At 45.5% G+C, this 7,655-nt stretch carries 4 protein-coding genes and 1 pseudogene; 2 read left to right on the plus strand and 3 right to left on the minus strand.

All coding sequences use genetic code 11. The features are described 5' to 3' along the window. The first annotated feature begins 113 nt into the window (after nt 1–113). Nucleotides 114–2,633: a hybrid sensor histidine kinase/response regulator gene (locus tag C7B77_RS18795; protein ID WP_106308233.1), complete on the plus strand. Its 2,520-nt coding sequence runs from the start codon at nt 114–116 to the stop codon at nt 2,631–2,633. 467 nt (nt 2,634–3,100) lie between these two features. On the opposite strand, the pseudogene C7B77_RS18800 reads toward C7B77_RS18795, so the two are convergent. Further along, nucleotides 3,101–4,485, minus strand: a pseudogene (locus C7B77_RS18800) (IS701 family transposase). Nucleotides 4,486–4,585: 100 nt separating this feature from the next. On the opposite strand from C7B77_RS18800, the gene C7B77_RS18805 reads away from it, so the two are divergent. Then, on the plus strand, nt 4,586–5,026 hold the full coding sequence (locus tag C7B77_RS18805) for a bis(5'-nucleosyl)-tetraphosphatase (RefSeq protein ID WP_106308236.1): 441 nt from the start codon (nt 4,586–4,588) through the stop codon (nt 5,024–5,026). 25 nt (nt 5,027–5,051) lie between these two features. Here C7B77_RS18805 and dacB read toward each other — a convergent pair whose 3' ends face one another. Next, complete coding sequence (dacB, locus tag C7B77_RS18810) at nt 5,052–6,545, minus strand: D-alanyl-D-alanine carboxypeptidase/D-alanyl-D-alanine endopeptidase (RefSeq protein WP_106308239.1); 1,494 nt, start codon at nt 6,543–6,545, stop codon at nt 5,052–5,054. A gap of 326 nt (nt 6,546–6,871) precedes the next feature. Next, nucleotides 6,872–7,315 carry an ABA4-like family protein gene (locus C7B77_RS18815; protein WP_106308242.1) on the minus strand — a complete coding sequence of 148 codons (444 nt, stop codon included), beginning with the start codon at nt 7,313–7,315 and terminating at the stop codon, nt 6,872–6,874. Nucleotides 7,316–7,655 lie beyond the last annotated feature (340 nt).

Raw genomic sequence — 7,655 nt, forward strand, 5'->3', positions numbered from 1 at the left:
GGGAGCCGGAACCGAAGGTGATGGCGGGGTGAGGGCTGCCAAGGTTTCCGATCGAAAAAGAAGGTTTTGTGAAGCGGATTTGGTATCAGAACTCAATTTAGGAAAAACGATCGATGCAGATCCGCAAGCGAAATTGCCTGACCAACATCAGTAACACGATCCTGTTCCTGGCGTTGCTGACAGTGGCGATCGTCGGTGGAGTCAGCTTCTTTTCCGCCCGCGAAGCCTTGAAAGAGGCTTCCTTTAACCAACTCAAGGTGGCAGCCACACTGAAAGAAGCGGAGATTAACCGTTGGTTTGAGGAACGCGAGCGGGACTTTGCGATCCTGAGTCAATCCCCTGACACTCAAGCTAACTTCAAACTGCTGCTCCGCTCCGAGGTAGGAACCACCGATTATCGATCGGCTCAGACTCAACTCGTGCGCCACTTTAACAACGTTACAAAGTTAAAACCGAGCTTTAAGCGGATCTCACTCTTAAATAACCGCAATCGCATCATCCTCTCGACCGATCCCACGCTGCTCGGCAAGGATGTTGTGACGGCTAATCTCACCTCCCTGGAAGGAATCGAACCCGGTCGTAACTTTACCCCCATTCTCTATCGATCGCCGATTACCGATCGACCTGCGATTACCTTGGCTGCGCCCATGCGCGATCCTGCTGGTCGAAGGCAGGGCGAAATCTTAGCAGATCTCAATTTTGAAGGAATTGCCGAGGTCGTGGGGAAGCGAGCGGGGTTGGGGAAAACGGGCGAAACTTATTTGGTCGGTTCGCTGGTGAGAGAGCATACCTTGATTTCACGCGAACCGCTCGACTTATCATTAGTCTTCTCCCCGCAGCTCCACAGCCAGGGCATCGATCGGGCAATGCAGGGTCAGAGTGGTGCAGATCTATATCAAAATTCTACAGGTGTACCCGTGTTGGGCGTGTATCGCTGGCTCAAGCATCAAAATCTGGTGCTGTTGGCGGAGATGAGTCAGGACGAAGCCTTCAGCCCTGCCCGACAATTGGCAACTACAATTATTACAGTCGGATTAATCTCGACAGTAGGCTTATTTATTGGGGTGCGGTGGTTGACACAGCAACTCAAAGTCTCTCAGCAGCAATTAAAGACCTACAGCCAGCGGCTGGAAAAAAAAGCTGAAGAAGCAGAAATAGCCAGCCAAGCGAAAGGGACATTTCTGGCGAATATGAGTCACGAGTTCCGCACGCCCTTGAATGCCATCCTGGGATTCACGCAAATTATGGCGCGGGATGCCACGGCCACGCCCGGACAATTGGAGTATCTCTCGATTATCAGTCGCAGTGGCGCACACTTATTGACCTTGATTAATGATGTCTTATCGATGGCGCAGCTCGAAGCAGGCCGCGCCACACTCAGCGAGTCCAGCTTCGATCTGAACCATTTATTGGGTGCGCTCAAGGAAATGTTACAGATCGAGGCGCAAGCGAAAGGCTTGGTGCTGGTGGTGGAGCGATCGCCTGATGTACCCCGCTACATCCACACAGACGAACACAAACTGCGTCAGGTACTCATTAACCTCGTCGGCAACGCCATTAAATTTACAACAACCGGACGAGTCAGCCTCCGAGTCAGCAAAAAGCAGCCCTCACCCGATCGATTCCCCGCATCCTCCCAATTGAAGCTGCGATCGCCCAGAGAATGGCTAGACTTTGAAATTGAGGATTCTGGCCCTGGAATTCCCGCCGTTGAATTAGATCGGTTATTCGATCCCTTTTTTCAAGCTGCCAAGCTGCAAAAGTCTCCCCAAGGTTCGGGTTTAGGACTGACAATCAGCCAAGAATTTGTCAACCTCATGGACGGCGAAATCGGCGTTCGGCAGACATCCCCACGGGGTACGACCTTCGGATTTACCATTCAAGTGGCCTCCGTTATTTCGGCAGTCGAGCAGGCTAAATCACCAGATCGATACATGGTTACTAAGTTAACACCCGATCGACCGCCTGCTCGCATTCTGATTGTGGAAGATTCCTGGGAAAATCGTCGGCTGCTGGTCGATCTGCTCGCGGGGGTCGGTTTTGAAGTTCGAGCAGCCGAGAATGGTCGAGAGGGGGTGGAGATCTGGTCGTCTTGGCACCCCCCCCCGATCTGGATGGATATGCGAATGCCGTTGCTAGATGGCTATGCAGCTACCCGCCAAATCCGCAGACAAGAAGCAAAACGGCAATCTCAAGGCAGATTATCCCAACGCACCAAGATTATTGCGCTCACCGCCAGTGTGTTTGAAGAAGAACGTACCGCTATTTTGGCAGCAGGATGTGACGATCTCGTTCATAAACCCTTTCAAGAAGCAGTCATTTTTGAAAAAATGGCTAATTATTTGGGCATCACTTACCAATATGTCGAAAAATTCGCAGTGGCGAGTTGTCAAGTTGACTCTACACTCAAACCTGCACTAGCATCCGAGCACCTGGAAGTAATGCCTCAAGACTGGATTGTCGCACTCCATCAAGCCGCGCTCCGAGTCGATGCGGATATCATTTTAGAATTAGCCGAGCAAATTCCAACTGCCAATCTATTGCTAGCAATCCAACTCAAAGATTTAACCCAAAGCTTCTGTTTTGAGGAAATTATGGAACTTACCCAACCATACATAGGGCTTGCTGAATAAAAGCTAAAACCTAGACGGAGAGAGCGTAAGAGCGAGGGGGAGAGATAGCCAGGTGCAAGGAAATCGGATAAAATCGGTCAAAAACCTAGCACGAATGCTCCGCCAAACTCAATAACGCTGTGGTTTTTCCCGCTCCTGGCGCACCTAAAAATCAGCAATTTGGCGTTGTTGCGCCAGAGTACGTGTAAAATTCTGCAAGATAGCCCTCAAAGGCACATTATTTCATTGAAATTTTAAGTCAAGACCGCCCAAATTGCAGATTTTGAATTTTTCTCAGAGCAAGGGTTGCAACCTCATCTTGCAGGTTTTTAGTCGTATTCTGTCACAACGCCGTATTTACTTGCTCTCTTCTGGTCATGTCACTCTAGCCATCATTTTGAACCATAACTTGGCTCAGAGTTATTGAAAAACTGCTGTTTTTAGTGAGTAGGATATGTAATTCTCAAAAATATCCCTTATTTGTCACTCTAGGCAGAAGAAAATGAATGAATCGTAGTTAAGTCTCGATTGAGAAAGGCATTAGCACAGAGATTGACAAGCGAAATCAAAGCAAGAAAACTCCTAATAAGGAGAGGATTATTAAAAACCCGTAACCAAGGTTTAACTAAATTAAAAGCTAAAAGTGGTACTAATAGTAACTGAATATTATTTAGCATTGACTTCCATCCAGATTTTATTTGCCAATCGGGATGAGCAGCTAAATAACTCTCTAATTCAGCTTGGCAAGTTGACAGTCGAGCAGGTTTAGATGCTGGTAGCGAAGGTGCCAATGAACTAATCAAGAGAAAGGCACAGCAAATCAGTTCCCACCATTTAGCAATGTCAGCATATTTAGTCAAAGTAAAATCTGCCCATCCTAACTCTGACTTACATTGTTTAAATCCATACTCTACCCAAGTTCGCAGTCCATAAATATTACCAATGTCTTTGTAACTGACATCTGGGATATTTGTCATCACAAAAGATGTACTGTTTTCTGGCAATGTTTTGGTGTCAGTTGTGACATACCAGTAGGTATAACTTCTTCGATGCCCAAAAATCACTTCACTCACATAACGAGTTGCGGTATGCCCATCACTAAAAACTCGCTCAAACTTGCGCCATTTATTCTGTCTGACTGCTTGGTGCGAACGCACGCCGAGGAGACCTCGGCGCGATTCGCATCCGCTTTTTCAGTCTTCAACATCCACACGCCATGATTACTTCTAATTGATACCATGAACTGGAGCTTTAGCTTCTCCAAAGCTCCAATTAAGTTAGTCGAACTCTCACCATATAAACTATCGGCTAAAACTCGCTTGATTTTTAGTCCTAGTTTAACTAGTTCCTTGACTAATCCAACAGCTATTTGGGGTTTGCTTTGATATTTATCACCTGGCTGTAATCTCTGCTTCGGCTTGTATATCTCAAAGCTCAGTGGGAAGACAATTCCATCTTTTAGCCCATAAATATTTACACTCACTATCCCATTGTCTACTTTTCCTAGTCTGCCTAAATACTGCCGAGCGACATAATCTGTATGAGTGCCCTTCTTTGGATCTCCTGTTTCATCAATGATAATATCGATAGCTTCTCCTTTGAACCAATCCAGAATTAATTTCAGTCTTACTGTCTTTAGTTCTTGAGATGTCCAAGGTGAGCTAGTGATAAAATGATGTAGTGATTGACCTTGCTCTAGTCCAACTATTTTGGCTATTCTCGACAAGCTTTTTCGCTGACTTGGTGTGATAATTCCAATTATAATTCGCTTGAATGCCTCATAGCTTCTCACTTCTGGAAAGATACTTTTATACTGATTGCAATATTGGTCGATGAAACCAATCGTCGGTTGTGAAGTTCTTGGCTGTGTCATATGCCCTGTCTCCTTTTCCGCTCTTTATTTATATTTTACCTCTCCTAGAGTGACAAACAAGGGATAAAACCTAAAATGAACACCCTCTATCTTTAGATTTATGCAACAAATCAAATCCTGTGGTTTTATTTTATTTCGAGGAGATCGCTCCGAGCCTCAAAAATCTTTCTTATTGATGAAGCATAGCGAACGGTACGACTTACCCAAGGGACATGTCGAGCCTGGTGAATCGGATCTAGAGTGCGCGCTTAGAGAGACAACAGAAGAAACTGGCATTGCGGCTAGCGAGATCGAGATCGAGCCAGATTTTGAGTATCGATCGATTTATTATCCGCAGTACGCTAGGTTTAATAATGAGACTGTCGAGAAGACTTTGATTATTTTCTTAGGTTGGGTGGCTTCGCAAACCTCGATTACTACTACCGAACATTTAGGATATGAATGGATCGATTGGCACCCACCCCATCAAATTCAGTCGCAAACGATCGATCCACTGTTGGCTGAAGTTAGTGTTTACTTTGGACAAAAGCAGCTATGCTGACTTGGTGATAATCTCGATCGTGTAGTTAACACTGCTTCAATCGGGCTAATACCACCATAATTTCATCAATAACCTTGACCATTTGCGATGTGGGTCGATCGTGTTGATTTAACATAATACTAAATACTAGCGGCGAATATTGAGGGGGATTGATATATCCAGAGAGACTAGCTACGCCACTCAAACTTCCCGTTTTTGCTTTGACAATGCCTTGAGCTAAAGTCCCTTTCATCCGATTTTTAAGGCTGCCGCTGATGCCTGCAACTGGTAAAGATTCGCGATAAATTTGGGCGGTAGGTGAGATTGCCATTGCCGATAAGACACGCACGAAAGCAGTCGGTGCGACTAAATTATGTCGCGATAAACCAGATCCATCGCGGAGACTATATGCTTGCGGATCTACTCCCATTGCCGTGAGATTTTGTTTGAAGAGGGCGATGCCTAGGGTGCTTGTATCTTGACTACTGCTAAAATGTTCGGGATGAGTTCTACCGATCGATTTTAGTAGAACTTCAGCATAGACATTATTACTTTTTTGATTGGTTTCGTTAATTAGTTCGGCAATTGGTGGAGAGTTAATTGCGGCAATTTCTGACAGATTAACAATGTTCTGTCCCGATACTACTTGCGTACTGTCGATCGTTATGCCCGATCGATATAAACTTTGACGAAAGGCAGTGCTAAAAGATTCGGCTGGATTGACTAATGGTAGATCGATTTGGGTGGGAGTAGCATTGAGGGCTAGTTTACCTGTCAAGCGAATTTTCGATTTACCAAAAATTGCACTCGCATTGACAGTATTTTGTTCCGTAGCTGGAGCCGTTATACTTTGGTTTTCTACTTGCCAATTATTTAAACTCGGATCTTTCCAGGTATATGTCAGCGGCATTCCGATTTGTTGCGAACTGACGACGAGCGGATTGGAATTTTGACCGAGCATCAAACCATTAATTGGTGGTGCATAATCGGTCGATAAATCGCCCCATTCCCAATCGCCATTAATCGGCTCGCCGCGAAAATAACCATCGTCGAAGCTAATTTGTCCGATCCGATCTCTGCCTTGCTGCTTGAGTTGTTGCGCGATCGAGTCTAAACCAGTCACGGTCAAACTCGGATCGCCTCGACCTACCACCAACAGATTGAATTTATTGCCAGTACTCGGTAGCTGATATACCGAAGTCCGCAGCCGCATCGGCGCACCGAGTTGGCGCAGAGCTACGGCTGTGGTAATTAGCTTGACATTAGAAGCGGGAATGAATAGTCGATCGCCATCCCGATTATAAAGCTGACTCGTGCCATTTAATGCCTGGATGACAATTCCCCAGCGATAACGGCGTAATTCCGGTCGATCGACGATCGCATTAATCGCTGTGGTGAGTTGGCTGGAGCAAACTGCTGGCAGTGCTGGGGGTGGAGCAACTTGTGATTGCGCCAGCGTCGGCATAGCGATCGACAATTGCATCAATAACCACCCGCAGGCTGTGGCGACTCGCTGACGGGACAGAAATAACTGCTGCATACTGTAGACTCACACCCCATTTTTTCAATCCTCAGTCTACATGCAGTCAGCACATTTTTCCTACTCCCTTCCCAGTGTCAAATTAGATATCTATCGTAGTGAGTGGATAGTGGATAGTGGATAGTGGATAGTGAATAGAAAGATAGCAGACTAGATAATTTGCATCATATATAGCGATCCTAAATGATTCATGAGAATTTCTATCCTATTCTCTGCGTCCTTTGTGTCTCTGCGGTTAAAACTAAAGCGAAATCGAATCTCACAAATGATTTATGACTGCTATATCGCTATTGTCTATTTGTTATGTGGGAAGGAAATACGAGGTTTTATCCCGGCTCGGAAGTTGGCGTGGGTGTTTTGAGTCGAGTGACGATCGCGCTCGTAACGAGATGAGACAATAGTCCCAAGGGGCCAAAGAATAGACCCAAAATCAGCGAATGAGTCGTAATAATGCCTTTGTCTTGCCCTTCTAAATAGATGTATCGCCCGACAAATAAGTCCATGACGAGGAAATGTACCCAACCGACAGCAGCAGCCCCTTCATCGGCGAAAAAGCGGGCAATGTCAGCTAGTTTGGGATTGGCAAGAGCTTGAGCTGATTCGGGGTTGACAGCGACGACGAGCAGGTAGAAATACAATCCAGCCAGAGCCATGAATGGTAGGGGCGAGGATATTACTTTGCGGGTAATCTCCCATTTGGGTAGGACGATGATTAATGCCCAGAATGGCAAGACGAACAAGTTAGCACCGTCGAATAGTTGACTCAGCATGGGGAAATTTATGAATGATGAAGTGGGCAAGTAATTAACTAAGCTCCATTATCATCCAAAAATCAAATCGTGTCTCAAAGACAGACGATATCTATCTTCACACCGAAATCCTGTATTAATTTATCTGCTTTTAGTTGCAATCGATCGAGATAAATTTTGTATTTTCATAACAACTCTTCATCAAAAATAAATCGAAACCTATTTTCTTAGTGAAGGCAACCGGAAGGATAGTAGATTAGTGTCCTACCACACTTACAAAACTGGTGCGATTACATTGTAGTATAAATCATGGTGAAAGTCCATAAATAATGCTACCAGCCTGGTATCCAGACATGATACA

This window comes from Chamaesiphon polymorphus CCALA 037, from assembly GCF_003003845.1.
In the GTDB taxonomy this organism is placed as follows: domain Bacteria; phylum Cyanobacteriota; class Cyanobacteriia; order Cyanobacteriales; family Chamaesiphonaceae; genus Chamaesiphon; species Chamaesiphon polymorphus.